The 25,975-nt window shown below is 60.6% G+C and carries 30 protein-coding genes, 3 pseudogenes and 2 riboswitches; of the genes and pseudogenes, 16 read left to right on the top strand and 17 right to left on the bottom strand.

The window, feature by feature from the left end; all coding sequences use genetic code 11:
• The first annotated feature begins 5 nt into the window (after window positions 1–5).
• The gene (locus HJB91_RS19915; protein ID WP_210631188.1) at window positions 6–386 is read left to right on the top strand and encodes an SUF system Fe-S cluster assembly protein; all 381 of its coding nucleotides are present in this window, start codon (window positions 6–8) and stop codon (window positions 384–386) included.
• 112 nt (window positions 387–498) lie between these two features.
• The gene (gene sufA, locus HJB91_RS19910; protein ID WP_221155772.1) at window positions 499–891 is read left to right on the top strand and encodes a Fe-S cluster assembly scaffold SufA; all 393 of its coding nucleotides are present in this window, start codon (window positions 499–501) and stop codon (window positions 889–891) included.
• A gap of 37 nt (window positions 892–928) precedes the next feature.
• On the opposite strand, the gene HJB91_RS19905 is transcribed toward sufA, so the two are convergent.
• The 6 genes from HJB91_RS19905 to HJB91_RS19880 form a co-directional block, all read right to left on the bottom strand.
• A complete protein-coding gene (locus HJB91_RS19905) occupies window positions 929–1,552 on the bottom strand; it encodes a hypothetical protein (protein ID WP_221155771.1) in 624 nt (207 codons plus the stop codon).
• A 151-nt stretch (window positions 1,553–1,703) separates the two neighbouring features.
• Window positions 1,704–1,994 (bottom strand): flagellar basal body rod C-terminal domain-containing protein, encoded by a 291-nt coding sequence (locus HJB91_RS19900; protein WP_221155770.1) that lies wholly within the window; start codon window positions 1,992–1,994, stop codon window positions 1,704–1,706.
• Between the two features lie 206 nt (window positions 1,995–2,200).
• Window positions 2,201–2,992, bottom strand: coding sequence for an amino acid ABC transporter ATP-binding protein (locus HJB91_RS19895; RefSeq protein ID WP_221155769.1), 792 nt, complete (start codon window positions 2,990–2,992; stop codon window positions 2,201–2,203).
• Window positions 2,989–3,657 carry an amino acid ABC transporter permease gene (locus tag HJB91_RS19890; protein ID WP_210631192.1) on the bottom strand — a complete coding sequence of 223 codons (669 nt, stop codon included), beginning with the start codon at window positions 3,655–3,657 and terminating at the stop codon, window positions 2,989–2,991. The genes HJB91_RS19895 and HJB91_RS19890 overlap by 4 nt, the downstream gene beginning before the upstream one ends.
• Window positions 3,654–4,295 carry an amino acid ABC transporter permease gene (locus HJB91_RS19885; protein ID WP_210631193.1) on the bottom strand — a complete coding sequence of 214 codons (642 nt, stop codon included), beginning with the start codon at window positions 4,293–4,295 and terminating at the stop codon, window positions 3,654–3,656. The genes HJB91_RS19890 and HJB91_RS19885 overlap by 4 nt, the downstream gene beginning before the upstream one ends.
• Window positions 4,296–4,392: 97 nt before the next feature.
• On the bottom strand, window positions 4,393–5,226 hold the full coding sequence (locus tag HJB91_RS19880) for a transporter substrate-binding domain-containing protein (protein ID WP_405047675.1): 834 nt from the start codon (window positions 5,224–5,226) through the stop codon (window positions 4,393–4,395).
• 223 nt (window positions 5,227–5,449) lie between these two features.
• Here HJB91_RS19880 and hutC point away from each other — a divergent pair, with 223 nt between their 5' ends.
• From hutC to HJB91_RS19860, 4 genes are all read left to right on the top strand, one after another.
• Window positions 5,450–6,157 carry a histidine utilization repressor gene (gene hutC / locus HJB91_RS19875; protein ID WP_210631622.1) on the top strand — a complete coding sequence of 236 codons (708 nt, stop codon included), beginning with the start codon at window positions 5,450–5,452 and terminating at the stop codon, window positions 6,155–6,157.
• Between the two features lie 29 nt (window positions 6,158–6,186).
• On the top strand, window positions 6,187–7,116 hold the full coding sequence (locus HJB91_RS19870; protein ID WP_221147770.1) for a LysR substrate-binding domain-containing protein: 930 nt from the start codon (window positions 6,187–6,189) through the stop codon (window positions 7,114–7,116).
• A 114-nt stretch (window positions 7,117–7,230) separates the two neighbouring features.
• Entirely contained in the window at window positions 7,231–8,586 is a 1,356-nt protein-coding gene (locus tag HJB91_RS19865; RefSeq protein ID WP_210631196.1) for an LLM class flavin-dependent oxidoreductase, read from the top strand.
• Window positions 8,583–9,122, top strand: coding sequence for a flavin reductase family protein (locus tag HJB91_RS19860; RefSeq protein ID WP_210631197.1), 540 nt, complete (start codon window positions 8,583–8,585; stop codon window positions 9,120–9,122). The genes HJB91_RS19865 and HJB91_RS19860 overlap by 4 nt, the downstream gene beginning before the upstream one ends.
• Here HJB91_RS19860 and HJB91_RS19855 read toward each other — a convergent pair.
• Window positions 9,099–10,262 carry an aminotransferase gene (locus HJB91_RS19855; protein WP_221155768.1) on the bottom strand — a complete coding sequence of 388 codons (1,164 nt, stop codon included), beginning with the start codon at window positions 10,260–10,262 and terminating at the stop codon, window positions 9,099–9,101. The two genes, HJB91_RS19860 and HJB91_RS19855, sit on opposite strands and share 24 nt — an antisense overlap.
• 96 nt (window positions 10,263–10,358) lie before the next feature.
• Here HJB91_RS19855 and HJB91_RS19850 point away from each other — a divergent pair.
• Window positions 10,359–10,670, top strand: a pseudogene (locus tag HJB91_RS19850) (arginase family protein); the annotation flags it as partial.
• Here HJB91_RS19850 and HJB91_RS30870 read toward each other — a convergent pair.
• The 5 genes and pseudogenes from HJB91_RS30870 to gcvT all read right to left on the bottom strand — a co-directional run.
• Window positions 10,606–10,830 (bottom strand): annotated as a pseudogene (locus HJB91_RS30870) (hypothetical protein); the annotation flags it as partial. The pseudogenes HJB91_RS19850 and HJB91_RS30870 overlap by 65 nt on opposite strands.
• Complete coding sequence (locus HJB91_RS19845; RefSeq protein WP_210631199.1) at window positions 10,829–11,869, bottom strand: GH25 family lysozyme; 1,041 nt, start codon at window positions 11,867–11,869, stop codon at window positions 10,829–10,831. The pseudogene HJB91_RS30870 and the gene HJB91_RS19845, both read right to left, overlap by 2 nt.
• A gap of 209 nt (window positions 11,870–12,078) precedes the next feature.
• On the bottom strand, window positions 12,079–14,943 hold the full coding sequence (gcvP, locus tag HJB91_RS19840; protein WP_221123370.1) for an aminomethyl-transferring glycine dehydrogenase: 2,865 nt from the start codon (window positions 14,941–14,943) through the stop codon (window positions 12,079–12,081).
• Window positions 14,943–15,305: a glycine cleavage system protein GcvH gene (gcvH, locus tag HJB91_RS19835; protein WP_210631201.1), complete on the bottom strand. Its 363-nt coding sequence runs from the start codon at window positions 15,303–15,305 to the stop codon at window positions 14,943–14,945. Before gcvH ends, gcvP begins: the two co-directional genes overlap by 1 nt.
• Before the next feature lie 27 nt (window positions 15,306–15,332).
• Complete coding sequence (gcvT, locus tag HJB91_RS19830) at window positions 15,333–16,469, bottom strand: glycine cleavage system aminomethyltransferase GcvT (RefSeq protein ID WP_221155767.1); 1,137 nt, start codon at window positions 16,467–16,469, stop codon at window positions 15,333–15,335.
• 75 nt (window positions 16,470–16,544) lie between these two features.
• Window positions 16,545–16,625, bottom strand: a riboswitch (glycine riboswitch).
• Window positions 16,626–16,718, bottom strand: a riboswitch (glycine riboswitch). It lies immediately after the preceding riboswitch.
• Between the two features lie 158 nt (window positions 16,719–16,876).
• On the opposite strand from gcvT, the gene HJB91_RS19825 reads away from it, so the two are divergent.
• Both HJB91_RS19825 and HJB91_RS19820 read left to right on the top strand, forming a co-directional pair.
• The gene (locus HJB91_RS19825) at window positions 16,877–17,257 is read left to right on the top strand and encodes a hypothetical protein (RefSeq protein ID WP_221155766.1); all 381 of its coding nucleotides are present in this window, start codon (window positions 16,877–16,879) and stop codon (window positions 17,255–17,257) included.
• Between the two features lie 72 nt (window positions 17,258–17,329).
• On the top strand, window positions 17,330–18,373 hold the full coding sequence (locus HJB91_RS19820; protein ID WP_221155765.1) for a copper chaperone PCu(A)C: 1,044 nt from the start codon (window positions 17,330–17,332) through the stop codon (window positions 18,371–18,373).
• A gap of 62 nt (window positions 18,374–18,435) precedes the next feature.
• Here the strand turns inward: HJB91_RS19820 and HJB91_RS19815 are convergent, their stop codons facing one another.
• The gene (locus HJB91_RS19815; protein ID WP_210631205.1) at window positions 18,436–18,702 is read right to left on the bottom strand and encodes a hypothetical protein; all 267 of its coding nucleotides are present in this window, start codon (window positions 18,700–18,702) and stop codon (window positions 18,436–18,438) included.
• 119 nt (window positions 18,703–18,821) lie between these two features.
• On the opposite strand from HJB91_RS19815, the gene crcB reads away from it, so the two are divergent.
• The 7 genes from crcB to HJB91_RS19780 all read left to right on the top strand — a co-directional run bounded on the left by crcB (window position 18,822) and on the right by HJB91_RS19780 (window position 24,335).
• Window positions 18,822–19,199: a fluoride efflux transporter CrcB gene (gene crcB, locus HJB91_RS19810; RefSeq protein ID WP_210631206.1), complete on the top strand. Its 378-nt coding sequence runs from the start codon at window positions 18,822–18,824 to the stop codon at window positions 19,197–19,199.
• An 87-nt stretch (window positions 19,200–19,286) separates the two neighbouring features.
• On the top strand, window positions 19,287–20,285 hold the full coding sequence (locus HJB91_RS19805; protein WP_210631207.1) for an RluA family pseudouridine synthase: 999 nt from the start codon (window positions 19,287–19,289) through the stop codon (window positions 20,283–20,285).
• The gene (locus HJB91_RS19800) at window positions 20,282–20,935 is read left to right on the top strand and encodes an HAD-IA family hydrolase (RefSeq protein ID WP_210631208.1); all 654 of its coding nucleotides are present in this window, start codon (window positions 20,282–20,284) and stop codon (window positions 20,933–20,935) included. Before HJB91_RS19805 ends, HJB91_RS19800 begins: the two co-directional genes overlap by 4 nt.
• 9 nt (window positions 20,936–20,944) lie before the next feature.
• Window positions 20,945–21,730: an ATP12 family chaperone protein gene (locus HJB91_RS19795; RefSeq protein ID WP_221147769.1), complete on the top strand. Its 786-nt coding sequence runs from the start codon at window positions 20,945–20,947 to the stop codon at window positions 21,728–21,730.
• 66 nt (window positions 21,731–21,796) lie between these two features.
• Entirely contained in the window at window positions 21,797–22,255 is a 459-nt protein-coding gene (locus HJB91_RS19790) for a hypothetical protein (RefSeq protein ID WP_210631210.1), read from the top strand.
• Between the two features lie 36 nt (window positions 22,256–22,291).
• Window positions 22,292–23,824, top strand: coding sequence for an acyl-CoA carboxylase subunit beta (locus tag HJB91_RS19785; protein ID WP_210631211.1), 1,533 nt, complete (start codon window positions 22,292–22,294; stop codon window positions 23,822–23,824).
• 118 nt (window positions 23,825–23,942) lie between these two features.
• Complete coding sequence (locus tag HJB91_RS19780) at window positions 23,943–24,335, top strand: DoxX family protein (protein WP_210631212.1); 393 nt, start codon at window positions 23,943–23,945, stop codon at window positions 24,333–24,335.
• A 48-nt stretch (window positions 24,336–24,383) separates the two neighbouring features.
• Here HJB91_RS19780 and sugE read toward each other — a convergent pair whose 3' ends face one another.
• The 4 genes and pseudogenes from sugE to HJB91_RS19760 form a co-directional block, all read right to left on the bottom strand.
• Window positions 24,384–24,698, bottom strand: a complete 315-nt coding sequence (gene sugE / locus HJB91_RS19775) for a quaternary ammonium compound efflux SMR transporter SugE (protein WP_210631213.1) — start codon at window positions 24,696–24,698, stop codon at window positions 24,384–24,386.
• Window positions 24,699–24,863: 165 nt separating this feature from the next.
• Window positions 24,864–25,331, bottom strand: coding sequence for a YaiI/YqxD family protein (locus tag HJB91_RS19770; protein ID WP_221155764.1), 468 nt, complete (start codon window positions 25,329–25,331; stop codon window positions 24,864–24,866).
• Between the two features lie 10 nt (window positions 25,332–25,341).
• Window positions 25,342–25,815 carry a GNAT family N-acetyltransferase gene (locus tag HJB91_RS19765; protein WP_210631215.1) on the bottom strand — a complete coding sequence of 158 codons (474 nt, stop codon included), beginning with the start codon at window positions 25,813–25,815 and terminating at the stop codon, window positions 25,342–25,344.
• Window positions 25,815–25,975 (bottom strand): annotated as a pseudogene (locus HJB91_RS19760) (S-(hydroxymethyl)glutathione dehydrogenase); the annotation flags it as partial. The gene HJB91_RS19765 and the pseudogene HJB91_RS19760, both read right to left, overlap by 1 nt.

The following is a 25,975-nucleotide window of genomic DNA, read 5'->3' as shown; positions in this document are numbered from 1 at the left end:
CCGTGATGAGCCTGGACGAAAGCGAACAGAAGATCGACGTGCGCGAAGGCATCGTGCATTCCAGCATCCCGGCCGATGAACTGGCGCGGCTCAGTGATGACGTCATCGCCGCGCTGAAAACCGTCTACGACCCGGAAATCCCTGCCGACATTTTCGAACTCGGCCTGATCTACAAGATCGACATCGAGGACGACCGGATGGTCAAGATCATGATGACCCTGACCGCTCCCGGCTGCCCGGTCGCCGGCGAGATGCCGGGCTGGGTGGAGAATGCCGTTGGCGCCGTCGAAGGTGTGTCGGGCGTCGAGGTCGAAATGACCTTTGATCCGCCGTGGACGCCGGACCGCATGTCCGAGGAGGCGCAGGTCGCCGTCGGCTGGTACTGAGCTACGCTAGTACACAGTACCGCGCGCGGTATTGATCCATTTACCTCGGGCGACTACATTTGATTCACGAAGCACCGGATCTTGACCCCGGTTGTGGAAGGAGATGAAGCCGATGGGCTTTGCAGTGATGAGCATGACGGAAGGGGCTGCCGCCCGCGTCAAGGCGATCGTCGAAAATTCCGGGCCGGAAGCCAAGGGCGTTCGTGTCGGCATCAAGAAGGGCGGCTGCGCCGGGATGGAATATACCATTGACCTGGTGACCGAGCCGAATGCAAAGGACGATCTGATCGAGCGCGACGGCGCCAAGGTCTGGATCGAGCCCTCAGCCGTGCTTTATCTTCTCGGCACCGAGATGGGCTTCGAGCAGACGACGCTCCGCTCCGGCTTCACCTTCACCAATCCGAACCAGACGTCGGCCTGCGGCTGCGGCGAATCCGTCGAGCTGAAACCTGCCGATCTTGCGGCTCTCGCCGCACAGCGCCAGAGCGAGCCGGCGCATTCGTGATAAGATCCGGTGGCCTTGGTCGGGGCCGCATCGCTCTTTATTGTGGGTGAGCAAAGCGAGGCGCCGCACCGCAGGTTCCGTCCTGCTCAGCAGAACCTGTCATAAGAAACGATGGTGCGTGTTGCGTCTCGATATCTAGGTATGAGACGACACGGCAGCCATGAGGGTTGTCGCCGGCCAGCCGAACACCGAGGTTCGTGGAAAATACAGGATCGGGATTCCACTGCTCGTAGTATCCAGTGCTAAAGAGTCTATCTCGTTCCGCAACAAATGCGGCCGTCAGGCGCGCTTCCTCGGCTGCCGATATCGACTCCGCTCTCGGACCGAGTTCAATTTTGCATGAACGTCTCGATTTGCCACGAACAGGTGCATATTCGGCTTCCACGATGACAAAACGAGCACCGGGAACTTCCCAGTGCTGCTCGGTTACCTGGTATCCAGGTAAAAATGGAAAGGGCACCCCGGGAGCGGTCTTCGGGGCTACCGTCCTCATGTCGCGCCCAAGGTCACGTAATCCTTTTGCATCAAATTCTTTGCCTGTCTCCACGGCAATTCGACATCGTGTGAACAGGTCGCGCCAAACACCAGACAGGTCTTCGCTAGCACCGGCGCTGGTTATCAGAGATAAATTCAGAAGTACGAACAAGGTAATGCGGCGCAAGCGGAATTCTTCGCTGAAAACGTAATAGGGTCTAGATATAGCAATTACTGTAAGCGGGTCAGCTGATTTCGCGACGACTGAAGCACTATGTGGATCGTCACAGGCATGATGCAAACAAAATAACAACCAGTGCAGCGGCTGATAATCGCGCTCAGTCGCGCTTGATGCTCATGAGCATTTCCCACATGTCGGCGCCGGTCTCGAAGACCATGGCGTTCGCCTTGTAGCTTTGCTCGGCTTCGATCAGCTCGGTGAGTTCGGTGGCCGGATCGACATCCGAATCCGTGGGACCGACGCCTGAGGCAACGGAGGTGAGGCTGGTGTTCAGACTGTTATAACCAGGGGTGCTGCTGATTGCGACGTTGCTGGCGATCGCGCTGATCCGCGTCGTCTGTGCCCGCATTCCCAAAAGAGCAGTGCCTGCAATACTCGATATGCACATCAGCCGTTTCCCCAGAACTGGATAGTCGTCTTTTACCCGGAGGGATTTAGGGAATGCTGAAGGCGTTGCGTTAGCAAAGACCTATGGGTACGCAACCATGCCGTCAGATGTGCCTCGCAATGGCACGGCGCGCAGCCATATCGGGATCTCCACGGGCACAAACCTACAGAACCAAGACGCCTGGACGGATCAGGTAAGGACGAGCATCACAGCAACATCGAGGCTCCGCGATCGATATAGGTATCAAGAAACTGCTCGAGGCGCGGGTTTCTCGGTCGCTTGAAAACCTCTTGGGGCGGACCGGTGAACAGCACCTTGCCGTGATCGAGAAAGATGATCTGCTGGCCGACCGTTGCGGCAAACCCGATCTCGTGAGAAACGACGACCATTGTCATGCCTTCGGCGGCGAGATCGCGCATGACGTTCAGCACTTCGCCAGTCAGTTCCGGATCGAGTGATGAGGTTGGTTCGTCAAAGAGCATGATCTTCGGGTTGAGAGCCAGGGCCCGCGCGATAGCAACACGCTGCTGCTGTCCTCCCGAAAGTTGCGACGGATAGTGGTTTGCCCGACCCTCGAGACCGACTTTGGCGAGCTGGGCCATTGCCCGCTCCTCCGCGTCCTTGCGGTTCATCTTGTGAACCGTCTTCAGCGCCTCGCTGACGTTGCCGAGCGCCGTCATGTGCGGCCAGAGATTGAATTGCTGAAAAACCATGCCGATCTGGGCACGAATCCGCCGATTTGCGGCGGCCGGCAATCGCTCCCTTACGCCCTTCGCATTTTCCGCAAAGCCGAGCACCTCGCCATTGACGGCAATGGTGCCCTTTGTCGATTCTTCCAGAAACGCCATGCAGCGCAGCAGCGTGCTCTTGCCGGATCCTGATGGACCGATCACGCAGGAAACCCGTCCCTGGGCGATATCAAGATCGATACCGTTCAGCACGGTGGAATCGCCAAACGTCTTGACTAGATTTTTGACTGCGATCGCGGGAACGCTCATATGTTGAAAAACCTGAATCTGGTGAGTTTCGTTTCGGCGAGACGACCGAGCCAGCCGGTGATTTCGACCAGCGCCCAGTAGAAGAGGGCGAGGACAAAAAGCGCTTCGACAAAAGCATATTGCTGCGATCCGATGGCGCTCAGTGTTGCCGTCAGTTCCGGCACGGTGATGATCGACAACACGGCCGTCTCCTTCATGAGGATGATCGTCATGTTGAGCGAAGGCGGCAGCACCAGCATGGTCATCTCAGGCAGCAATATGCGCCTGACGATCTGCGTGTGTGTCAGCCCAACGCATAGACCCGCCTCGATATGCCCCTTCGGGACGGCGGCAAAGCCCGAGCGGAATATCTCGCTGAAATAGGCCGCGCCGTAGATGGACAGGCCGACGACGCCTGCTGGGATCGGATTGAGCGACAATCCAACGAAGGGGCCGCCGTAGTAGACGAGGAATATCTGAATGAGGAAGGGCGTGCCGCGCAGCACTGCGATGACAATCCCGAACGCCCTGTCGAAGAGCACCCCGCCAAAACGCCGCGCGACAGCGACAAGGAAACCCAGAACGGCAGCGGCAAGAGCGGCGACGATCCAGATAACGATTGTCACGAAGGCACCGCTGGCGATCTCCGGCAAATGGCTGAAAATCACATTGATATCGAACGTCATCGCGGTGCTCCCGGCAGGGAGCGCTCGATCAGACCGCCGGCAAGCGCTACGATCCAATTGATGGCGAGGTAGATCAGACCGGCGGAAGCGAAGATTTCGAGCGGCAGAAAGGTGCTGCCGGCAAGGTCCTGGGCCATGCGCGTCAGCTCAACGATCCCGACAACGGAGACCAGCGAAGAAGCCTTCAAAATAAGGATCGCTTCGTTGACGAGCGCCGGAAAGGTCAGCCGCAGAGCGATTGGCGCCTTGATCCGGCGGAAAATCTGCATGGGCGTGAGACCGACCATCTCGGCGGACTCGACAAGGCCCGAGGGGACGCTGGCAAAACCGCCGCGCAGATTTTCAGCCTGATAGGCAGCCGTGCACAGCGAAAGGCCAACGACGGCCGCAACGATACTCGGCACGTTGATGCCGATCACCGGCAGAAGGTTGTAGATCAGCAACAGCTGCACCAGCAGCGGTACGCCGCGAAAGAAGCTGATGAAAACCTGCCCCAGCAGCATGAAAAGCCGTTGCCGCGAAAGGAGCATGGCGGAAACAATGATCGAGATCGCAAAGCCGATCAGAATCGAAACCACGCTGATCGTGACCGTGTAGATCGAAGCTTGCAGAAGAAGTTCGAAAAGTTTGGTGGACATGGGCGGTACTTGCCTGCGTGCTGCGGCCGTGACGTCTGTTCGCACGGCAAATTGCGCCCCGACCGATGGCGGGGCGCGAGCATTTCACCGGCAATGATTAGAATGCCGGATCCTTGACAGCGTCCGGTGTGTCGAAAGACGCACCGAACCACTTCTTTTGCAGCTCTGCCATACGCCCGTCTGCCTTGATCTTGAGCATCGCGGCATCGACCGCGTCCATCAGCGGGGCGTGATCGGCGTCCTTGAGACCGATGAAGCCGAAATAGGACTTCTTTCCGAAAGGCGGCAGGACAACTTCGAAAGTGCCCTTTCGCTGGCTCGCGACAAAGGCGATGTTCGGGAGCGAATTGGCAACGCCGGCAATACGGCCGGCTGCGAGATCGGCGTAGGTCTCCGTGAAGGCAGGATATTCGCGCACATCGACTTTGGTCGGCAGCGTGTCGGAGAATTCCTTCAGCTGGTCGAGCTGGGCAGTTGCCTTGCCGACACCAATCGTCTTGCCGGCAATGTCTTCCGGCTTGCTGATCGTCGTGTCGCCGGCCTTCTTAAGGATGGCAATCGTCGCTTCGGCGATCGGCGGCGTGAAGCGATAGCGCTCCATGCGCTTCTTGGTGATCGTTGCAGGACCTGCGACGATATCGAACTTGCCAGCCTCAAGCGCGGGGAAGACGCCGTCCCAGGGAAGTGCCACCCACTCGATCTTGACGCCAAGTTCCTTGCCGATCTCGGCAAAAAGGTCGACGTTCAGGCCCGTATGTTCACCGGCGTCGATATAGTCAAACGGTGCGAAAGCCGTTTCGGTGCCAACCTTGAGCGTGCCGGCTGCCTTGACGGCCGCCAGCGTATCGGCTGCGTGGGCGGAAAAGGCTGCTCCTAACAGGAACGCAGCGCCGACCAGACCCGTCAGCAGTGACTTTGCCTTCATGATCATCTCTCCAGTTTTATTCCTCCGACGGAGGAGTTTTGTTCCCGATTTTGATTTCAATGCGCGGATTTTTATGCTCCGCTTTTGACTATACAAATAGATATAGGCTGGCCTAGAGTGTCAATGTAAAAGTCAAGGAACGCAAAAATTGTGCCGGGTGGCGGCAATCTTTGCCGGCGTGACGCGACCGCTCCGGCACTTTGATAGTGACGCCCAACGAGGTGTGGACTTGGTGTCGATTTATCAGCGCATTTACATGGATATCGAGGCGAAGATCATTAGCGGCGATTGGCGGCCCGGCGACCGTATTCCCATAGAACATGAACTGGTCGCGGAATATCAATGCTCGCGCATGACCGTCAGCAAGGCACTGTCGGCTCTGGTCGAGCGCGGCATGATCGTCAGAAGGCGCAAGACCGGTTCGTTTGTTGCGTCGCCCCAGATCGACCGCACGGTAATGGATATTCAGGATATCAGCACCGAAGCGGAACTGGCCGGGCACGAACACCGCTTCGAGCTTCTCACCCGTAAAGTCGAACGCCTTGGAGAAACGGACGCACAACAGCTGTCGGAAGCTCCCGATGCGGAGATACTCAGGCTTCAATGCCTGCATATCGTGGACGGCAGACCCAATGCCATCGAACGGCGGATCATCATGCTCGACGCCGTCCCACGTGCGCGCGACGAGAGCTTCGCCTCGATCCCGCCCGGCAAATGGCTGCTTGCAGAAGTTCCCTGGTCCAAGGCCAAACACGTCATCCGCGCCGTCTCGGCCGATACGGCGACGGCGCGAATGCTGGAGATAAAAAGAGGCCAGGCGTGCCTTAGCCTAATCCGGCAGACCTGGCAGAACGGCCGGACGGTGACATATGTTGAGATTACCCATCCAGGCGACCGGTTCCAGTTCGCAGGGACGTTTCATCCGATGGCAAATTGAGTTGGCGCACACCACGGGAGGTTCTGCAAGTGATCGATGAGCGCTTCAAGACGATCCCGCTCAAGGGTCTGCAAGCCTTCGAGGCGGTGGGGCGTTGCGGCGGCGTGACGGCTGCGGCACTGGAGCTCAAGGTCTCGCCGGGGGCAATCAGCCAGCAAATTCACAAGATCGAAAGTTTTCTTGGAGTTTCGCTGCTGGAGCGGAGCGGGCGAACCGTTGAGCTGACCGCCTGGGGCCGGCTTTATCATCAGGAGATTTCGAAGGGATTTGAGCAATTTGCGTTCGCTCAGCAGTTATTGGAAAGGGCACGCAACGAGACGCCGCTGGTCCTTAGCGCACTTTCTTCCGTCGTCAACAAATGGATCGGCAGGCGAATCTTCGACTGGCAGGCCCTACACCCCGATGTTCAAGTGAGAATTATTGGACGGGACAAGGAGCCCAGGATTGGTTTCGACGATGTCGATTTCCGCGTAAGCTACGGGTCGGACGTCCTGCAGCACGACCATTATACTGAACTGTTTCGCGATTGGGTCGTGCCTGTCTGCTCGCCGTCGCTAATGCAGGATCGCGCGCACGCGGCCCGAGATCTCTTCGAGCAGCCGCTTCTGCATGTCGAGTGGGAAAGGCACTTCACGCCTTACCCAAGCTGGGCGGAGTTTGCGGCCATGGCCGGTATACCGTTCGACGCGTCGACGCCCGGCCTCTCCTTTACCCTGTCGAGCAGCGCGATCGATGCAGCCGTCAACAAGCGTGGCGTCGTCCTCGCGCAGATGTCGATGATATCAGATGAGCTCGAGGCGCAGACGCTCGTCACTCCCGTCGATATGCGGATTCCGCTGCGCGAAAGCTACTTTCTCGCCTGGGACCGCGCGGCACTGCAAAAGCCGCGCGGCCGCGAATTCCGCGACTGGCTCGTCGCCATTTCCCGTCAGCAAGCTTTGGTGTCAGCCCCCAAGTGAACGTTTAGAAAATCTAAAACGGACCTTAGCGCCGCGATGTTGATGAAAATTTGCGCCTGGTGATAATTTGCGCGGCCACCTTCAATCGGCAGCATGCATAAGGGGGAGAGCTCGATGGCGCGAACTGACAAGATGAAACTTGGGACCTTCGTCTACACTTTCGGCTTTCATCCAGCCTCGTGGCTGCATCCGGCCAGCGATGTCGGCGGCGCCAATGACTTCGCCCATCTGCTCGATGTCGCCAAACGATCCGAGGCGGCCAAGTTCGATTTCATGTTCATGGCGGATTCTCCGGCTGCCGCCGTCGGTGATCCGAATGCGCTTGCCCGTATTCCGACCAAGATGAATCGCTTCGAACCCCTCTCACTGCTATCAGCATTGGCGGTCACGACCAGCAATCTCGGTCTCGTTGCGACGGTGTCGACAAGTTATTACGAGCCATACAATGTCGCCCGCCTGTTCGCCTCGATCGACCATCTGAGCAACGGGCGCGTCTGCTGGAATGTTGTCACCTCCGACCATGACGAAACCGGCTACAACTTCAATCGCGAGGGACTTGATCCGCACGCGCTACGCTATGAGCGCGGCAACGAATTCGTCGATGTCGTTTTCGGCCTTTGGGACAGCTTCGAGGAAGGTGCTCTGCTTCTCGACCGCGAAAACGGTGTCTATTATGACAAGGACAAGCACCACACCCTCAATCACAAAGGCAAGCATTTCCAGGTCCGCGGACCCCTCAACATTGCGCGAACGCCCCAGGGCCGTCCCGTCATCGCCCAGGCCGGCGGTTCAGAACCCGGAATGGACATGGCGGCGCGCACTGCCGAGATCGTCTTCAGCCTCGCGTCGAATATCGAGCGGAACAGGGCCTTCTACGAAAACGTCAAGAGCCGGATGCCGGCCTATGGGCGCGATGCCGACGACCTGAAGATCATGCCGGGCATCGTTCTCAACGTCGGTGAAACGGTAGCCGAGGCGAAGGCGAAGGTCGACTATCTGATCGACAAGATGCATCCTGATGTCGGCCGGTTAATGCTTTCCGAATTCCTGGAAGCGGACTTGCGCGACGTGCCGCTCGATAAGCCCTTCCCCATGGATCGGCTTCCGGCGGCGCCGAAGGGTTCACGCGCCTTGTTCGACGAACTGGTCGGTTTCGTCAGGAGCGGCCATACCGTCGGCGAGCTCATCCGGCACTATGCCGAGAAGCATACCGGAAATGGCATTACAGGTACGCCCACCCAGATCGCCGACTTTATGGAGGAATGGTTCGAGACGCGGGCCGCCGATGGCTTTATCCTGATGTTCCCGACTCTGCCGTCCAGCCTCGAGGATTTCGTGGGGCTCGTCCTGCCCGAGCTTCGCCGCCGCGGTCTGTTCCGCGAGGAATATGAGGGAAGGACCTTGCGCGAAAACCTCGGTCTTTCAATGCCGGCAAACCGTTTTGCCAAAACGCAGACGCCGGCCCGATGAGTGCAGCGGCTTTGATCAGCGAAGCAGATTTCAAGCTTTCGATGCGTCATCTGGCGGGTGCGGTCAGTGTGATCACGGTCGGCGACGGACAAGACCACACCGGCTTCACCGCAACCTCGGTCTCTTCATTGTCGGCGGAGGTGCCCTCCGTCATCGTCAGTGTCAACCGCGCATCTTCCTCGTGGCCGGTATTGCAGCGGTACGGCTGTTTCTGTGTCAACGTGCTCGCGGCCGACCAGCAGCAGGTGGCGCAATCCTTTGCAGGTTTCGACGGACGCAAGGGCGTGGAACGCTTCGGTAATGCGGGATGGTATCGCCTCACGACTGGCGCGCCCGTTCTCGAAAACGCTCTTACCGTGCTGGACTGCAAGCTCGAAACGGAATTCCACCATCATTCCCATGCGATTCTGATCGGGCATATTTGCGCCATCCAAGTCCGACAAGGCATAGGGCCGCTCATCTATTGGCGCGGCGGCTATCGTGAACTTCCGGCGGAGGTCGATTGCCACGTTCTAGCGGAGCCGCTCCGACAATAGCCCTATCGAGGCAACATCCGCATTGGCAAAGGCAAGTCTGAGGTAATGCTCTTGTCTCTCGCCGAAATAGGCGCCGGGCAAACAGACGATGCCCGATTCCCTGGCGAGTCTTTCGGCGATCTCTGAAGATGATCGATCGGCGAAAGGGTGACGGACGAAGGCGAAATATGCGCCGATCGCTCCTATTTCCCAATCATGCAAGCTGGAAAAGACCAGCTTTAACGCATCCGCCCGGCGCGCGATTTCCAGCCGGTTGCCGGCCCGCCAATCGGCAAGCGCGGGGATAGCCGATGCAACGGCGATCTGAGCCGAGCGCGGTGCGCAGATCTGCATATTGTCCATCACCTTGGCGATCTCGGCGACGAGCTTGGGTCCTGCCGTGATGGCACCCAGCCTGTGGCCGGGGATGCAAAAGGATTTCGAAAAACTGTAAAGAAGGACGACCGTGTCCTCCCAACCCGGCTCGGACAGGAGTGAGTGCGGCCGGCCGTAATCCTCGCCCAGGAAATCGCGATAGGTTTCATCAAGGATCAGCCAGGTGCCATACTTCCGGCAAAGAACTGAAAGCTCGTGCAGCAGGCTTGGCGGATATACCGCTCCGGTCGGATTGTTGGGTGAGACGACTGCCAGCACCTTGGCGCCGGCCGCAAGTGCTGCTTCGGTCGAACTCGGGTTAGGCAGAAAACCGCTGGCAGGATCGCACTCAACCAATCGACGTCCGATTCCCAGCATCGACAGCGTCGTATCGTGATTGAAATAGAAGGGATTGGTGAGAGCCACCGTATCGCCCGCGCCAGCAAGGGCGATCGCCGCGCACATGAACGCCTGATTGCAGCCGGCGGTGATGTGGATATTGCCTTCGGAAAGGTCGGCGCCGTAAAGCGCGGCGAGATGTGCTGCATAGGCCTTGCGTAACAGGGGCTCGCCTTCGATTGGACCGTAGCCTGTCATCGCCTGTTGTCCGGCCGCCTCGGCAAGCCGGCGAAGCATCTCCGGATGGGCGGGATAGCCGGGTACGGCTTGCGATAGATCGATGAGCGGCCCCTTGTTGCCTTTATATTCGCGGCTCCAGGCAATGACGGAAGGAATGGGCGGGGCAGAGAGTCGGGAAACACGTAAATTGGGTTTTGCAGCGATCATGTCGATTTCTCATTGATAGCAATTGCTACAACGATACCAATTACCTTCTCAATCCCTTTGTCGCCTGAGACGGGACCGAAGCGAAGACATATGCTCATGGTGTGGGACAAAAACCGACTCGAACAGATGCGCGCAGATTTCGCGGACGCCAATGGTGGTGAGATATTCGATGAGAGGTTTCGGAAAGTGGCGGAGAAGATCATCTCCAAGAACGGCACGAGACTGGCGCCATATGCCGGCGTACCGACATTCCTCAGCGCACCCTATATGCAGGTCGCAGACGATGAGCCGGACTTCGGCAATCTCCAGGTTGCGATCACCGGGATACCCATGGATCTCGGCGTCACCAACCGCCCGGGCCCCCGTTTCGGACCGAGAGCGCTTCGCGCCATAGAAAGGATCGGCCCCTAATGAACTGGTGCGTATTGATTTTGAGGATTGAGGGGTCTTTTGTCCAGGCATCGCAGATTGCCTGGTAGGGCGTTCGCCACCGCAAAGCCTTGAGGTGCTTGGCACAGTAATAGGCTGTGACGAAGGCAAGGACATGGGCTTTCAGGCTGTCGAGATTAACGTGACACCACCCAGTTGTGCCAATCGCTTTCACTGCCGTTGAAGACGTTGAGGTCGATCTTGCCGTCGACGCCGTCGGAGAGGCCGGAGCCGGAATATTGCCAGAACAGCCATTTGCGGCCGGGATAGACCTTGGACGGGTGAGCGGCGACCGAGCGCAGCCAGAAGGGATAATCGAGCATCTGACCTTTCAGATTGTCGCGATAGAAATCCGGCGCCGTGTAGATGATCGGGCGCTGGCCGTAATGACGCTCGAGCTTGTCCATGAAGACCTGCATCTTTTCTCGAACCCGAGCCGGGGAGATGCGGCGCTTGCAGCTCGACTCACCGTTCCACTCGACGTCGATGACGGGCGGAAGCGCGTTGGCTTCCTTCGGAACGTTGCGGATGAACCAGTCGGCCTGTTCGCCGGCTGTCCGGCACCAGTAGAAGAAGTGATAGGCGCCGTGTTTCAGGCCTGCTTCCTTGGCCCGGCGCCAGTTCTTTCTGAACATCGGATCGAGGTGATCGCCGCCGTCGGTCGCCTTGATGTAGACGAAATTCGCGCCTTGCTGCCGCAGAGTGTCCCAATCGATCTCGCCTTGCCAGCGCGAGACGTCGACGCCATGCACGGCGAGCTTTCGGGGTGAGGTCGAGCCGAAGTTGATCGGTTTGGCGTCGCGGAATCGGTGGCTATAAATTCGCGAGCGCGTCGGTGATTTCGGGCCGGCATCCGGATCAATCCCCGGATTGGCAGGCATCAACATCGCAACCGGCCGTTCCGTCGGCATCGGCATGCCGACCGGTCTCTCCGTCGGCACCAGCGCCTGAGGTTCCGGAACCGGTCCGGTCCAGCTCAATGCTTCCTGCGGCGGGCTTGCCTGCGGGGCGGCGTCGCCAACGGCAGCGGCCGGTATCGGGCCGCTCGGCTTCGTGATGGCGTTGGTAGTTTCCTTCGACGGCACAGGGGTGAGTACATCTTCGGCGCCGGAACTTGTAGAGCATCCCGACAGGATCACGGCGGCGAGGAGAATTGCTGATACAGCCGATGGACGCATAAGAACCTGCACGCAAAACCAAGATCGATGGCGACGTTTCCGGTAGGGAAAACCGCCCATTTGAAATTGCTAACAGACACTTGCTAAGAAAGGTTAAATTTGAATCCAATGCCTTGAAAAGGGGCCGGGTTCAGTCCGCCGTTCGCCGCCTGTGCAATGCCGGCGTGCAAGCCCTCCCGAACGGCACGGGAGGGCTTGTGCAATTGCTGTTATTCCGCCGCCTCTGCGTAACTTTCCACCGGCGGGCAGGTGCAGATCAGGTTGCGGTCGCCATAGACATTGTCGACTCGGTTGACCGGCGACCAGTATTTGTCGACGCGGAAGGCGCCGGGCGGAAAGCAGGCCTGTTCCCGGCTGTAGGGACGATCCCATTCGCCGACAAGGTCTTCCACCGTGTGCGGGGCGTTCTTCAGCGGGTTGTCGGCCTTGTCCATGCGGCCTTCCTCGATGGCCCGGGCTTCCTCGCGGATCGCCAGCATCGCCTCGCAGAAGCGGTCGAGTTCGGCCTTGGTCTCGCTTTCCGTCGGCTCGATCATTAGCGTGCCTGATACAGGCCAGCTCATCGTCGGCGCATGGAAGCCGCAGTCAATCAGGCGCTTTGCGACGTCATCGACGGTGACGCCGGCGCTGTCGACCAGCGGGCGCGTGTCGATGATGCATTCATGCGCGACGCGGCCGGTCTTCGATTTGTAGAGCACGTCATAAGCGCCCTTCAGCCGGGCAGCGATATAGTTTGCGTTGAGGATCGCCACCTTGGTCGCCTGCGTCAGGCCTTCGCCGCCCATCATCAGGCAGTAGCTCCAGGAGATCGGCAGGATCGACGCGGAGCCGAAAGCGGCTGCTGAAACCGCGCCCGGACGACCGTCGGTTTCAGGGTGGCCCGGCAGGTGGGGCGCCAGATGTGCCTTGACGCCGATCGGGCCCATGCCGGGGCCTCCGCCGCCATGCGGGATGCAGAAGGTCTTGTGCAGGTTGAGGTGGGAGACGTCGGAGCCGATGTCACCGGGGCGGGACAGGCCGACCATGGCGTTCATGTTGGCGCCGTCGAGATAGACCTGGCCGCCGTGCTGATGCACCAGTTCGCAGATTTGCTTGACCGTCTCCTCGAACACGCCGTGCGTCGAGGGATAGGTGATCATGCAGCAGGAGAGATTGGCCGCATGCTCCTCGGCTTTGGCGCGGAAATCCTCCATGTCGATGTCGCCGTTTTCGCGCACCTTGATGACGACAACCTTCATGCCGGCCATCTGCGCCGAGGCAGGGTTGGTGCCGTGCGCCGAGGTCGGGATCAGGCAGACGTCGCGATGGCCTTCGCCGTTGGCGATGTGGTAGTTGCGGATGGTCAGCAGGCCGGCATATTCGCCTTGCGCGCCGGAATTCGGCTGCATGGAAAAGGCGTCGTAGCCCGTGACGGCGCAGAGCTTTTCCGTGAGATCATCAAGCATTTCGCGATAGCCGAGCGCCTGGTCTGCCGGCACGAAGGGATGGATGTCGGAAAATTCCGGCCAGGTGATCGGCAACATTTCCGCGGTGGCATTGAGTTTCATCGTGCAGGAGCCGAGCGGGATCATGGCGCGGTCGAGCGCGAGGTCACGGTCGGAGAGCCGGCGGATGTAACGCGTCATCTCGCTTTCGGCCCGGTTCATGTGGAAGATCGGGTGGGTGAGATAATCACTGGTCCTGAGCAGGTCCTTCGGCAGGCGGTAGGATGGCTCGAAATCAGCAATGGCAAAATTGCCGCCGAAGGCGCGCCAGACTGCTTCGAGCGTCGCGGGGCGCGTGCGCTCGTCGAGGCTGATGCCGATTCCGGTTTCGCCGACCTTGCGCAGATTGACGCCCTCGGCGACGGCGGCGCGCAGGATCAGGCCTTGCATGTGGCCGACATCGACGGTGACCGTATCGAAGAAGCTTTCGGGCTCGACCTTGTAGCCGAGTTTCTCCAGGCCCTTGGCCATCAGCACGGCCTTCTGGTGCACCTGCTGGGCGATTGCCTTGATGCCCTTCGGGCCGTGGAAGACGGCATACATCGACGCCATGACGGCAAGCAGCACCTGGGCGGTGCAGATGTTGGAGGTCGCCTTCTCGCGGCGGATATGCTGTTCGCGGGTCTGCAGCGACAGGCGATAGGCGCGGTTGCCGCGGGAATCGACGGACACGCCGACGAGGCGGCCGGGCATGGAGCGCTTGATGGCATCCTTGACCGCCATATAGGCCGCATGCGGACCGCCGTAGCCGACGGGAACGCCGAAGCGCTGCGAGGAGCCGATGGCGATATCGGCGCCCATTTCGCCAGGTGATTTCAGCAGCGTCAGCGCCAGAATGTCGGCTGCGACCACGGCGATTGCGCCGGTCTGGTGCAGGCGGGAGATCAGGCCGGTGAAGTCATGCACGTGACCATGCGTGCCAGGATACTGGAAGATCGCGCCGAAGACATCGACCGGATCGAGATCGGTGAAGGGATTGCCGACGATGACGCTCCAGCCCAGCGGCTCGGCGCGGGTACGGATGAGGGCGATGGTCTGCGGATGGCAGTCGGCATCGACGAAGAAGGCCTTCGCCTTCGACTTGGAGACGCGCTCGGCCATCGCCATGCCTTCGGCGGCGGCGGTCGCCTCGTCGAGCAGCGAGGCGTTGGCGACGTCGAGGCCGGTCAGGTCACAAATCATTGTCTGGTAGTTCAGCAGCGCTTCGAGGCGGCCCTGGCTGATCTCCGGCTGGTAAGGCGTATAGGCCGTATACCAGGCAGGATTTTCCAGGATGTTGCGCTGGATGACCGGCGGCGTGATCGTCCCGTAGTAACCCTGGCCGATCAGCGAAACGAGCACCTTATTCTTGTTGGCGGTCTCGCGCAGCTTGTCGAGCGCCTCGCGCTCGGTCATCGGCGCCCCCCAGACGAGCGGCGCCTTCTGGCGGATGGCGGGTGGTAGCGTCGCATCGATCAAGCCGTCGAGGCTGCTATAGCCGATCACCTTCAGCATCTCGGTCATCTCCGTCGGCGAGGGGCCGATATGCCGGCGATTGGCGAAATCGTAGGGCTGATAGTCGGTGAACTGGAATTCGGTCGGCGTCGTCATTACGCGGTGAGCTCCCTGTAGGCGGCCTCGTCGAGCAGGCCGTCGGCATCGGCTGGGTTCTTGAGCTTGAGCTTGAAGAACCACCCGGCGCCTTGAGGATCGGAGTTGATGAGCGAGGGATCGGCGACGATTGCCTCGTTGACCGCGGTGATCTCACCGTCGAGCGGACAATAGACTTCGGAGGCCGCCTTGACGGATTCGACGGTTGCCGCATCGTCGTTCTTCGCAAAGCTCTTGCCGACTTCCGGCAGTTCGACGAAGACGAGATCGCCGAGCTGTTCGACGGCATAGGTGGTGATGCCGACGGTTGCGACATCGCCGTCGAGCTCGAGCCATTCATGTTCAGCGGTAAATTTCAGCATGGAAAAATCCTTTCGGAAAACAGGGTTTCAGCGTTTGTAGGTCGGCGTGACGAAGGGCAGGGCGGAGACAGTGACGGGCAGGAACTTGCCGCGCACCTCGGCATAGACCTGGGTGCCCACCGCAGCATGGGAGATCGGCAGATAGCCCATGGCGACGGGACCTTCGACGCTGGGGCCGAAGCCGCCCGATGTGACTTCGCCGATTTCGGTCTTGCCCTCGGCATCGGCGTAAAGCTTGGCATGGCCGCGCACCGGCGCCTTGCCCTCCGGCTTCAGGCCGACACGACGGCGGGCCGCGCCGTTTTCGAGTTCGGAGAGGATGCGGCCGGAGCCCGGAAAGCCGCCGGCGCGTGCGCCGCCGGCCCGCCGCGCCTTCTGCATCGCCCATTCGAGCGCTGCCTCGACCGGCGAGGTGGTGGTGTCGAGGTCGTTGCCATAAAGGCAGAGGCCGGCTTCCAGACGCAGGGAGTCACGGGCGCCGAGGCCGATCGCCTGGACGTCCGGATGTTCGAGCAACCGCATGGCGACATCTTCGGCCTTGTCAGCCGGGACGGAGATTTCGAAGCCGTCCTCGCCGCTATAGCCGGAACGCGAGACAAGGCAGGAAACGTCGTGCAGGCGGCAGTGGCGCACATCCATGAATTTCATCGCCGCGACGTCGGCCCAGAGTTCGGCGAGAACCTCGACCGCCCGCGGTCCCTGCAGCGCGATCAGCGCGCGATCCAAAAGGGTGATATCGCACTGGTCGCCGATATGGGCCTGCAGATGGGCGAGATCGGCCTCCTTGCAGGCGGCGTTGACGACGACGAAAAGGTGGTCGTCGAGATGGGTGATCATCAGATCGTCGAGAATGCCGCCGGTATCGTCGGTGAAGAAGCCATAGCGCTGGCGGCCTGCCGGGAGCCCGAGAATATCGACAGGCACAAGGCTTTCGAGCGCCAGCGCCGCATCCTCATAGCTGCCCGACTTCGCCTTCACGATGACCTGGCCCATGTGGGAGACGTCGAAGAGGCCAGCCTCGGCGCGGGTATGAAGATGTTCCTTCATGACGCCGGCGGGATATTGCACCGGCATGTCGTAACCCGCAAACGGCACCATGCGGGCGCCGAGCGAAAGATGCAGGGCATGCAGCGGGGTTTTCTTGAGGGCAGCAGTATCGTCCAAACGACGCCTCCGGGGTTTGCGCCTTTTGCTGAGGCGCGGGCTCAAATCTGAAGGCGCGGCTGCGCGCTTCTCTCCTGAGCCCCCTCTGTCCCTTTGCCTGAGATTGTTATCCCTTCGGCGAGCGTTTCGAGAACGCTTCTCTCCAGAGTTCCGTCTGCCCCCTTGCTGGTCCTTTGGCCTGAGAGTTTCCGGGGCGGTTGCTCCTTCGGCACCGGTGGCACAAGCACCGGATTCTCCCAACAGGGTTGGCCGCAATTATCCGGCGGGCGCAGCACTTGGCAAGGCCAAATGTCGTGACCTGACAAATTTTTGTCGCCATACTCACGGCAGGGCGCGATCTGCGGCAAATCTGCTTTTGCATTCGGCCGTGAAAACGGCTATCGCGACTTGCTGTTGAAGGGGATTTCATGCGGCGGACAGGACTGAAAGCGATGCTCTTCCTGCGCATGTTTTGCGCCTTGGGCCTGCTTTTGCTCGGATTCTCCCATCAGGCCCCGCAGGCTGCCGCTTCAGATGGTTATGATGCCGCGGCCTACATGCTGCCGGATGGCAGCTTTGCGTCGCTCTGCGTCACAGTGAAGGAGGCGGGAGGCAAGACTGTCGGCTTCAAGCCGAATTGCGAAGCCTGCCGGCTGTCTGCGTCGGTGATCCTGCCGATGCCGGATGCGGGTTCGTGGCTCGCGCGCAAGCTCGCCTCGCTCGTCAATGTTCCGATGGAGGCCGCGGCCGTTGCCGGCGTCAGCGCCGTCAGCCGGGCAAATTCGCGTGCGCCTCCTTCCCTCATCTGATCTGCCTCCGCAACCTAAGACGCAGAATGCCGGTTCGCCCAAAGAAGATAGCGACCGGCGAGGAGATATCCGATGAAAACAATCAAGACTTTCGCGCTTTCCGCGCTTCTTTCCGCTACCGCCTTCGCCGGCGCCGAGGCGCATGTCAGCTTCCTCGACCGCGAGGTGCCGCTGGACACCACGATTCTCGCCACGCTGCAGGTGCCGCATGGCTGTGATGGCAAGGCGACCACGGAAGTGCGGGTGAAACTGCCGGAAGGTTTCGTCTTCGCCAAGCCGCAGCCAAAGGCCGGTTGGGAGCTCGAAGTGATCAAGGGCGACTACCAGAAGACCTACGACAATCACGGCGACAAGGTGAAGACGGGCGCTATCGAGATCCGCTGGAAGAATGGCAATCTTTCTGATGATTTCTACGATGCTTTCGTCATCCAGGGGAAGGTTTCGGGCGTCGAGGCCGGCAGCTCGCTTGCCTTTCCGGTGACGCAGCTCTGCGGCGCTGCGGTCACGGTCTGGGATCAGGTGGCAATGGCTGGCGGCGATGCGCATGAGCTAAAAAGCCCGGCGCCGCTGCTGAAGATCGTTGCCGGCGAAGATCATGGCCACGACCATGACGACATGGCTGGGATGAGCATGCCCGGCATGGACGCGACCGGCAAAGCCGGCATGGACGCGACCGGCAAAGCCGGCATGGACATGTCCGCTATGGCGGCTGGGGCCCCGGCCGGGGAAACGGTCAAGGCTGGCGACCTCGAAATCTCCGGCGGCTTCGCCAAGGCGATGCTGCCAGGCCAGCCGGTCGGCGGCGGCTTCTTCACGGTGAAGAATAACGGCCAGACGGACGATCGACTGGTGTCGGTAAGCTCGCCGGCAGCCGGTGAGGTTCAGATTCACGAGATGGTGACGAAGGACAATGTCATGCGGATGCGCCAGCTGAAGGATGGCATCGCCGTTGCTGCAGGCCAGACCGTGAAGCTTGAGCCCGGCAACCTGCATCTGATGTTCCAGAAGGTGAAGACGCCGTTCAAGCAGGGCGATACGGTGCCGGTGACGCTGAGCTTCGAGAAAGCCGGCAAGATTGACTTGGTGCTGCAGGTACTTTCGGCGCAAGGCAAGTGAGCACAGGCTGGTTAAGACAGAAAAGCCCGCGACGCGGGCTTTTCGCTGGAGAGGCGGTTGCCTCAGACGTCTTCGTAGGACTGCAGCGCCTGCTTGAGGCCGGCCTGCGGCTGACGATTGCCCCTCTCCATCAGGTCGAGTGCCACTTCGGTCGACTGGATGATACTGGCGGGATCGTCGACTCCTTCGGTGCCTTCGGCCTTTAACTGCCGGTCAGCGAGCCGGCGCGAGTCGCGGGCGGCGGTGCTCGTGGCGACGCGCTGCGGTATTCTCAGCGTTTCCAGGGCAATGGCGGCGGTGCTTGCCGAAATGGACAGGAGCTGGGTCATGCCGGCACAGTATCGACAGGACCTTGGCGCCGGCATAAGAAAGTTGTTAGCATTTTACTGAATTTAAAGAATTTATTCCGTCACGATCGGCTGCGTTCTCAAACTCGGATATTCCGCCCATGATCCAGGCTCTCCTCGTCGCCGTCGGTGGCGCCATCGGTTCCGTCCTCAGATATTTTGTCGGTCAATGGGCGCTGAGGCTCCTGGGGCCGGCCTTTCCCTGGGGCACTCTCGCGGTCAATGTCGTCGGCTGCTTCGTCATTGGTGTCTTTGCCGAACTGGTCGCGCGGAAGTTCAACGCATCGGTGGAACTGCGCCTGCTGTTGATCACCGGTTTTCTCGGCGGCTTCACCACCTTCTCGGCCTTCTCGCTCGATGCCATCTCGCTCTTCGAGCGCGGCGAGGCTGTCGCCGGCGGCCTCTACATAGCAGCCAGCGTCGGCCTTTCGATGGCGGCAGTGTTCGCGGGCCTCGCCATCATGCGCGCTTTGGTCTGATTCCGGTTTCCGTTTTGCATGAAAATGCTCTAAGGCTGCGGCAAGAACGCCGGCTTGGCCCGCGCTGCAATTTCCGAAAGACTATTCATGGCTGGCATAGAACATATAAAGGTTGAACCTGACGAGGCGGGCATGCGGCTCGATCGCTGGTTCAAGGTGCATTTTCCCGGGCTGGGCTTCGGGCCGCTGCAGAAGCTGCTGCGCTCCGGCCAGATACGCGTGGACGGCGGACGCGTGAAATCGGATGCACGCGTGCAGCCCGGTCAGACGGTGCGCGTGCCGCCGCTCGATGTCGACGCCAGGCTGAAAACCGGGCCGATCGCCGGCAAGGATCTCAAACATTCCACGGATTTCGACCTCCTGTCACGCATGGTGCTGCATGAGGACGACAAGGTGATCGTCCTCAACAAACCGGCCGGCCTTGCCGTGCAGGGCGGTTCAGGTGTCGCCAGGCATATCGACCAGATGCTCGAGGCCTGGACCAGCCCGAAGGGCGAGAAGCCGCGCCTCGTTCACCGCCTCGACCGCGACACGTCAGGCGTGCTCGTCATCGCCCGCACCCGGGGCGCGGCACAGAAGCTGACGGCCGCCTTCCGCGAGCGCGATACGAAGAAGACCTATTGGTCTCTGGTGAAAGGCGTGCCGCGCAAGCGTGAGGACAAGATTTCGACTTGGCTCGTCAAGGAGCCGACGGCTGATGGCGACCGCATGCGCATCGCCAAGCATGGCGAAGAGGGCGCCGATCATGCCGTGTCCTATTACCGCATCGTCGAGACGGCGGCGCAACGTCTCGCCTGGCTGGAGATGGAGCCCTATACGGGGCGCACACACCAGCTTCGTGTTCACGCTTTGCACATCGGCCATCCGATCATCGGCGATCCCAAATATTTCGACGATGATCCGAACTGGGATTTTCCCGGCGGTATCCAGAAGCGGCTGCATCTGCACGCCCGCCATATCGACATTCCGCATCCCTCCGGCGGCCGGCTGCGCGTCACCGCGCCTTTGCCGCCGCATATGGTGCAGAGCTGGAATTTGCTCGGCTTCGATGAAAATTCGGCTCCCATCCTGGACGACGAAGCATGAAACTTGCGCTTTTTGATTGCGACGGCACATTGGTCGACAGTGCCGGGCTGATCCACGAAACGATGCGCCGCACCTTCGCGAAGTTCGGCAAGGCGGAACCTCGATTTGACGACACCAAGGCCATTATCGGCCTGTCGCTGGATATCGCGATCGCCCGCATGCAGGGCAGGCCGCATGTCGAGCAGGAAGACATCGACATGACGGCGCATTATAAATCGCTGTTTACGATCGTGCGTAGGGATCTCGACCACAGAGAGCCGCTGTTTGCCGGCATTCGCGAGATGATCGATGCGATCAGCGGCCGCGAGGATCTGCTGATCGGGGCGGTGACCGGCAAATCCCGGCGCGGGCTGAAGCTGGTGATGGAGACGCACGGCTTCGACAAGCATTTTGTCGTTGCGCGCACCGCCGACGACTGCCCCTCCAAGCCGCATCCGGCCATGGTGACGGAATGCTGCGACGAAACCGGGATGAATGCCGCCGATACCATTGTCATTGGCGACGCGGTTTACGATATGCAGATGGCAAAGGCTGCCGGCGCAAAAGCGATCGGTGTTGCCTGGGGTTATGCCAGCGTGGATGAGCTGATCGCCAACGGCGCCGATGCGATCGCCTACCATCCGAACGAGATATTGCGCCATTTTTCCTGAGGTGAGCCCATGCGCGATCTGCTGAACGATCTGTCCGAGGGACTGAGCCATCCCGATCCCATCCGTCGAGCCCAGATCCAGACGAAAAAGCCGCTGCCGAAGCGTTTCTACACCGACGTGGCGGTCGCCGAGCACGAGGGCAGTTTCGCAATCATGCTCGACGGCAAGTCGGTGCGCACGCCGGCACGGCAGGTTCTTGCCGTTCCTACAGAGGCGCTCGCACAACTTGTCGCCGCCGAATGGCGTGGGCAGGGCGAGGAAATCGATCCGGTCACTATGCCGGTGACCCGGCTGGTCAACACCGCGCTGGATGGTGTGACAACCAATACGCAGGCGATCTTCGAAGACATTCTCCGCTTTTCCTCGAGCGACCTCATCTGCTACCGCGCCGACGGGCCGGAGCTGCTGGTCGAGCGCCAGAGGGAACGTTGGGACCCGATCATCGACTGGGCGGCCAGCGATCTCGGTGCCCGTTTCATTCTCGTCGAGGGGGTAATGCATCACGAACAGCCGCGTGAGGCGACCGCTGCCTTCGCCGTGACGCTGGCGCGGCATCAGAGTGCGATGGCGCTCGCCGCCCTCCATACGATCACGACGCTGACCGGCTCGGCGATCCTAGCGGTTGCCTTGGCCGAGGGCCGGGTGACGGTGGAGGAGACATGGTCGCTTGCGCATCTCGATGAGGACTGGACGATCGAGCATTGGGGGCGCGACGAGGAAGCCGAAGAGCGGCGGGCCAAGCGCTTTGCCGAGTTCAAAGCGGCAGCGGACGTTTTTTTCGCCCTAAGCGCCTGAAACATATTGCCTTCTCAGACATTATGGCGAAATCTGCGACTCCAACGGGTGGTGCGGGATTTTGCGATGGATTGGCTGAGGTCGTGTTTTTGCCGGACCGTGCTCGTCTGTATCGCGCTGACGGCCTGCGGCAGCCTCTCGGCCAACAAGCCGAAGGCGCCGCTCTATGATGTGCGCAGCGCCGTCGTTCTTTCCGGCCCGAACATCCCGGCCGAGCTGCTTGCCGGGATCAACGACCGCGTCAATGCCGCGATCAATGCAACGATGCGCGACACCGTGCTGCCGCGGGTGGTGCTGACGATCCGCGTGGTCTCGATCCAGAAGGGACTCGGTTTCCAAAAGGATCGCAACGTCGCCAAAATCAGCGTCGACGCGGCTTCGGTCGAGGATGGCTCGGTGATTGCCGTCAGCGCCTTCGATGTGACCAGTATCGCCGCCGATCCGAAACTTGCCGACGACATCATCGCCGAGGACGTCGCTGCACGGATTCGCTCGGTTTTCTCGCTTAGCGGACGCAGCCGCTAGCGCATATCGGCCGCGAGAGCGGCGAGGGGAGATCGCATGAAGGAAATTCTCGAAGAACTGGAACGCCGCCGCGGCATCGCCCGCCTAGGCGGCGGCAAGGAGCGCATCGATGCTCAGCACAAGCGCGGCAAGCTGACGGCGCGCGAGCGCATCGACCTCTTCCTCGACGAGGGCTCCTTCGAAGAGTTCGACATGTTCGTGGAGCACCGCTCCACTGATTTCGGCATGGATAAGAGCCGTATCGCCGGCGACGGCGTCGTTACCGGCTGGGGCACGGTCAGCGGCCGCACGGTTTTCGTCTTCGCCAAGGACTTCACCGTCTTCGGCGGCTCGCTTTCGGAGGCGCATGCAGAGAAGATCATGAAGGTGCAGGACATGGCGCTGAAGAACCGCGCGCCAATCGTCGGCATCTACGATGCCGGCGGCGCGCGCATCCAGGAAGGAGTGGCCGCGCTTGGTGGTTATGCCGAAGTCTTCCAGCGCAATGTGCTTGCCTCGGGCGTCATTCCGCAGATTTCCGTGATCATGGGCCCCTGCGCCGGCGGCGACGTCTATTCGCCCGCCATGACCGATTTCATCTTCATGGTGCGCGATACCTCCTACATGTTCGTCACCGGCCCCGACGTGGTGAAAACGGTGACCAACGAGACGGTTACGGCTGAAGAACTCGGCGGCGCCGTGGTGCATACGGTGCGCTCGTCGATTGCCGACGGCGCCTATGAGAATGATGTCGATACGCTGTTGCAGGTGCGCCGGCTGATCGATTTCCTGCCGCTTTCGAACACGTCGCCGGTGCCTGAGATCGAATGTTACCAGTCAGTGACCGAGACCGATGCGTCGCTCGACACGCTGGTGCCGGCGAGCGCCAACAAGCCCTATGATATCAAGGAGCTGATCCGGAAGGTGGCGGACGAGGGGGATTTCTTCGAGATCCAGGAGAGCTTCGCCAAAAACATCGTCTGCGGCTTCGGCCGCGTCGAAGGCTCTACCGTCGGTTTCGTCGCCAACCAGCCGATGGTGCTGGCCGGCGTGCTCGACAGCGATGCCTCGCGCAAGGCGGCGCGTTTCGTGCGCTTCTGCGACTGCTTCAATATTCCGATCGTCACGTTCGTCGACGTGCCGGGCTTTCTGCCGGGCACGGCGCAGGAATATGGCGGCCTGATCAAGCATGGCGCCAAGCTGCTCTTCGCCTATGCGGAAGCAACGGTGCCGAAGCTCACCGTCATCACCCGCAAGGCCTTTGGCGGTGCCTATGACGTGATGGCGTCTAAACATCTGCGCGGCGATTTGAATTATGCCTGGCCGACGGCGCAGATCGCCGTGATGGGCGCCAAGGGCGCGGTCGAGATCATCTTCCGCAAGGATATTGCCGATCCGGAGAAGATCGCCGCCCATACGAAAATGTACGAGGACAGGTTCCTGTCGCCCTTCGTCGCTGCCGAGCGCGGTTATATCGACGAGGTGATCATGCCGCATTCGACCCGGCGGCGGCTGGCGCGCGGTCTGAAGATGCTGCGCAACAAGGATCTCGCCAATCCCTGGAAAAAACACGACAATATCCCGCTCTGATATCCGGCCGCGTGTTGCCTGCTGTCGAAAAAGTGAACGGCCGTCAGCGATCCGTGTGTTCAATCGCGGCCGGGGACGGGCTAACGCTCGGCTGCAATTTCTTTAATGGAGAGGTTTAATGTCAACTTTCGAGCGTCTTTCCGCCTATCGCCCCTATGGGCTGGCCGCTCTCAGAATCATCACTGCACTGCTGTTCATCGAGCATGGCACGATGAAGCTTTTCGCCTTTCCGGCTGCGCAGATGCCAGGCCCGCTGCCGCCATTGATGCTTTTCGCGGCTCTTCTGGAGCTTGTCGGCGGTCTCCTCATTCTGGTCGGCCTGCTGACGCGTCCGGTCGCCTTCCTGCTGGCCGGCCAAATGGCGGTCGCTTATTTCATGGCGCATGCCCCGAACAGCTTCTTCCCTGCCCTCAACCAGGGCGACGCCGCGATCTTGTTCTGCTTCGTCTTCCTCTACCTGTTTTTCTCCGGTCCCGGCGCTTTTGCGGTCGATAACCGCAAGATGGCTTGAAACGGACAATGACTGCGGGGCGTTTCGGCGCCCCGCAGCATTTCGGAATCAGGCGGTGAGCTTGAGGCCGGCGATGCCGGTGACGATCAGCGCGATGCAGGCGAGACGGGAGACACTTGCCCCATCACCAAGCAGCCAAATGCCGAGGAGCACGGTGCCGACCGTGCCGATGCCGGTCCAGACCGCATAGGCGGTGCCGATCGGAAGATACCTCACCGCCAGGCCAAGCAGGACGACGCTCACGACCATTGAAATGACGGTCAGCGCCGTCGGCAGCGGCCGCGTGAAACCCTCGGTGTATTTAAGGCCGATCGCCCAGCCACATTCGAAAAGACCGGCGAGAAAAAGCAGAAACCAGGCCATACGCCTCTCCTTGTTCAAGAGCGAGGCCGTCCCCGCGACGGTTGCATCCTCTGGACGCCGCAGTCGTCTGCGATAGTGCCTATATCAGTGAGGGAACGGCCGTCTTCAAGGTAGGAATCGGCATGGCTGCCATGCCACCCGTTTCTTGCCGGCCTGCGGAGGAGATCATGGCCGGCCGCCGGCCTCGCTGGAAAGGTTCTTGGCGCGGCGGCAGAGGCGATCGAAGGTCTCGAGGAATCGCGAGCGGTCTTTCGGGCTGAAGGCGGCGTTGTAACCTTTGCTTTCCCCGGTTTCGCGCAGATACGCACCAAGATCGCGCATGGCGCTCGCCATGCCGATATTGGTTTCATCGAAGACACGTCCGGTCGGGCCGCTGACGAAAGCGCCGGTCGCGACGCAGCGTACGGCCAGCGGCACGTCGGCAGTAACGACGACGTCGCCCGCGCCTGCGCGCTCGGCGATCCAGTTATCGGCGGCATCGAAGGCGTTGGAAACGATGACGTTGTGGATCATGGGATCGCGGGACGGGCGCAGGCCGGAATTGGCGACGAAGGTAACTTCAAGGCCGTGGCGTTCGGCAACCTTCAGGATTTCCGGCTTCACCGGGCAGGCATCGGCGTCGACATAGATCATGGCGGTATCCTCATGCCGGATGAATGGCAGGCTGTCTGACCATATCGACATGGGGAATGCCGTCTTCCAGATATTCCTGTGACGTCCCGACAAAGCCGAAGGATTCATAGAAGCGGCGCAGATGGGCCTGCGCCGACAAGGCGATCGGATTTGCCGGATAAAGCCGCTCACAGGCGGTGATCGATTCGCGCACCAATGCATCGCCCAGACGTTTGCCGCGATGGGCAGGCGAGACGACGACGCGGCCGATCTTTGACGGCTCCTGTGGCTCATGTGGTTTCAGGATCCGCGCCGCCGCCAGGAGGTCACCGCCCTCCAGCAGTCGCAGATGCAGAGCATCGATGTCCTTGCCGTCGAGTTCCGGATAGGGACAGTTCTGCTCGACGACGAAGACATCGACCCGCATTCGAAGGAGGTCGTAGAGCTCCCGCGCGGGGAGCTCATCGAAATGCCTGAGATCGACCCGGTAGTTGGCTGCCGCCATCAGTACACCACCACGCCGCGGATGCTTTCGCCCTTGTGCATCAAGTCGAAGCCCTTGTTGATGTCTTCGAGCGGCATCGTGTGGGTGATCATCGGATCGATCTGGATCTTGCCCTGCATGTACCAGTCGACGATCTTCGGCACGTCGGTGCGGCCGCGCG

This window comes from Rhizobium sp. NLR10b (assembly GCF_019685435.1).
Taxonomy (GTDB): Bacteria; Pseudomonadota; Alphaproteobacteria; order Rhizobiales; family Rhizobiaceae; genus Rhizobium.
This window is presented reverse-complemented; position numbering and strand designations above follow the sequence as displayed.

Bases quoted from the DNA above. Each gene is read 5' to 3' on its own strand.
- HJB91_RS19915 (WP_210631188.1), top strand. From the start codon at position 6: ATGAGCCTGGACGAAAGCGAACAGAAGATCGACGTGCGCGAAGGCATC.
- sufA (WP_221155772.1), top strand. From the start codon at position 499: ATGGGCTTTGCAGTGATGAGCATGACGGAAGGGGCTGCCGCCCGCGTC.
- HJB91_RS19900 (WP_221155770.1), bottom strand. From the start codon at position 1,994: ATGTGCATATCGAGTATTGCAGGCACTGCTCTTTTGGGAATGCGGGCA.
- HJB91_RS19895 (WP_221155769.1), bottom strand. From the start codon at position 2,992: ATGAGCGTTCCCGCGATCGCAGTCAAAAATCTAGTCAAGACGTTTGGC.
- HJB91_RS19890 (WP_210631192.1), bottom strand. From the start codon at position 3,657: ATGACGTTCGATATCAATGTGATTTTCAGCCATTTGCCGGAGATCGCC.
- HJB91_RS19885 (WP_210631193.1), bottom strand. From the start codon at position 4,295: ATGTCCACCAAACTTTTCGAACTTCTTCTGCAAGCTTCGATCTACACG.
- HJB91_RS19880 (WP_405047675.1), bottom strand. From the start codon at position 5,226: ATGATCATGAAGGCAAAGTCACTGCTGACGGGTCTGGTCGGCGCTGCG.
- HJB91_RS19865 (WP_210631196.1), top strand. From the start codon at position 7,231: ATGGCGCGAACTGACAAGATGAAACTTGGGACCTTCGTCTACACTTTC.
- HJB91_RS19860 (WP_210631197.1), top strand. From the start codon at position 8,583: ATGAGTGCAGCGGCTTTGATCAGCGAAGCAGATTTCAAGCTTTCGATG.
- HJB91_RS19855 (WP_221155768.1), bottom strand. From the start codon at position 10,262: ATGATCGCTGCAAAACCCAATTTACGTGTTTCCCGACTCTCTGCCCCG.
- HJB91_RS19845 (WP_210631199.1), bottom strand. From the start codon at position 11,869: ATGCGTCCATCGGCTGTATCAGCAATTCTCCTCGCCGCCGTGATCCTG.
- gcvP (WP_221123370.1), bottom strand. From the start codon at position 14,943: ATGACGACGCCGACCGAATTCCAGTTCACCGACTATCAGCCCTACGAT.
- gcvH (WP_210631201.1), bottom strand. From the start codon at position 15,305: ATGCTGAAATTTACCGCTGAACATGAATGGCTCGAGCTCGACGGCGAT.
- HJB91_RS19825 (WP_221155766.1), top strand. From the start codon at position 16,877: ATGCGGCGGACAGGACTGAAAGCGATGCTCTTCCTGCGCATGTTTTGC.
- HJB91_RS19820 (WP_221155765.1), top strand. From the start codon at position 17,330: ATGAAAACAATCAAGACTTTCGCGCTTTCCGCGCTTCTTTCCGCTACC.
- HJB91_RS19815 (WP_210631205.1), bottom strand. From the start codon at position 18,702: ATGACCCAGCTCCTGTCCATTTCGGCAAGCACCGCCGCCATTGCCCTG.
- crcB (WP_210631206.1), top strand. From the start codon at position 18,822: ATGATCCAGGCTCTCCTCGTCGCCGTCGGTGGCGCCATCGGTTCCGTC.
- HJB91_RS19805 (WP_210631207.1), top strand. From the start codon at position 19,287: ATGGCTGGCATAGAACATATAAAGGTTGAACCTGACGAGGCGGGCATG.
- HJB91_RS19800 (WP_210631208.1), top strand. From the start codon at position 20,282: ATGAAACTTGCGCTTTTTGATTGCGACGGCACATTGGTCGACAGTGCC.
- HJB91_RS19795 (WP_221147769.1), top strand. From the start codon at position 20,945: ATGCGCGATCTGCTGAACGATCTGTCCGAGGGACTGAGCCATCCCGAT.
- HJB91_RS19790 (WP_210631210.1), top strand. From the start codon at position 21,797: ATGGATTGGCTGAGGTCGTGTTTTTGCCGGACCGTGCTCGTCTGTATC.
- HJB91_RS19785 (WP_210631211.1), top strand. From the start codon at position 22,292: ATGAAGGAAATTCTCGAAGAACTGGAACGCCGCCGCGGCATCGCCCGC.
- HJB91_RS19780 (WP_210631212.1), top strand. From the start codon at position 23,943: ATGTCAACTTTCGAGCGTCTTTCCGCCTATCGCCCCTATGGGCTGGCC.
- sugE (WP_210631213.1), bottom strand. From the start codon at position 24,698: ATGGCCTGGTTTCTGCTTTTTCTCGCCGGTCTTTTCGAATGTGGCTGG.
- HJB91_RS19770 (WP_221155764.1), bottom strand. From the start codon at position 25,331: ATGATCTATGTCGACGCCGATGCCTGCCCGGTGAAGCCGGAAATCCTG.
- HJB91_RS19765 (WP_210631215.1), bottom strand. From the start codon at position 25,815: ATGGCGGCAGCCAACTACCGGGTCGATCTCAGGCATTTCGATGAGCTC.